This window comes from Microbacterium sp. Leaf351 (genome assembly GCF_001423825.1).
Lineage (GTDB): Bacteria > Actinomycetota > Actinomycetes > Actinomycetales > Microbacteriaceae > Microbacterium > Microbacterium ginsengisoli.
This window is the reverse complement of record NZ_LMPK01000015.1, coordinates 20,805-21,438: the sequence shown is the minus strand read 5'-3', so window position 1 is coordinate 21,438 and position 634 is coordinate 20,805. Positions and strand designations below refer to the sequence as shown.

Annotated in this window: 1 pseudogene; it reads left to right on the top strand. The window is 72.7% G+C overall.

Annotated features, from left to right (window positions below):
• A pseudogene (locus ASG00_RS17235) lies at positions 1 to 634 on the top strand (DUF2867 domain-containing protein); the annotation flags it as partial.

The following is a 634-nucleotide window of genomic DNA, read 5'->3' as shown; positions in this document are numbered from 1 at the left end:
CGGGCTCGGCGTCGTTCGAGATGGTGCGCCACCTCACCGACGTGCTGCCGTACATGCCCGCGCCGCGGTGGGTGCGCAATCAGATCCAGCCGATCGCGGTGCGCGACGTGCTGCACTACCTCATGGGTGCCGCGCGGGCGGATGCCGCGGCCGCCGGCGCGTACGACATCGGCGGACCCGACGTGCTGCGCTATGGCCAGATGATGAACGGGTACGCGGTGGAGGCGGGGCTTCCGCAGCGGGCGATCGCCGCGCTTCCCGTGCTGACCCCCGGCCTCGCCTCGCACTGGGTGAATCTCGTCACCCCGATCCCGCGGTCGATCGCGCGGCCACTCGTGGAGTCGCTGCAGCACGACTGCGTCATGAAGGACCACCGGGTCGATGCGGTGATCCCTCGTCCCGACGGCGGACTGACGCCGTACCGCCGGGCCGTGCGGCTCGCCCTCGGACGGGTCGCCGCCGACGACGTCGAGACGAGCTGGCAGGACGCCGAGGTGCTGGGTGCGCCGAGCGATCCGCTGCCGAGCGACCCGGAATGGGCCGGTCGCACCGTCTACACCGATCGCCGCGAGGCCCGGACACGGGCGCGACCGGAGGCGCTGTGGTCGGTGATCGAGGGCATCGGCGGCGCGAA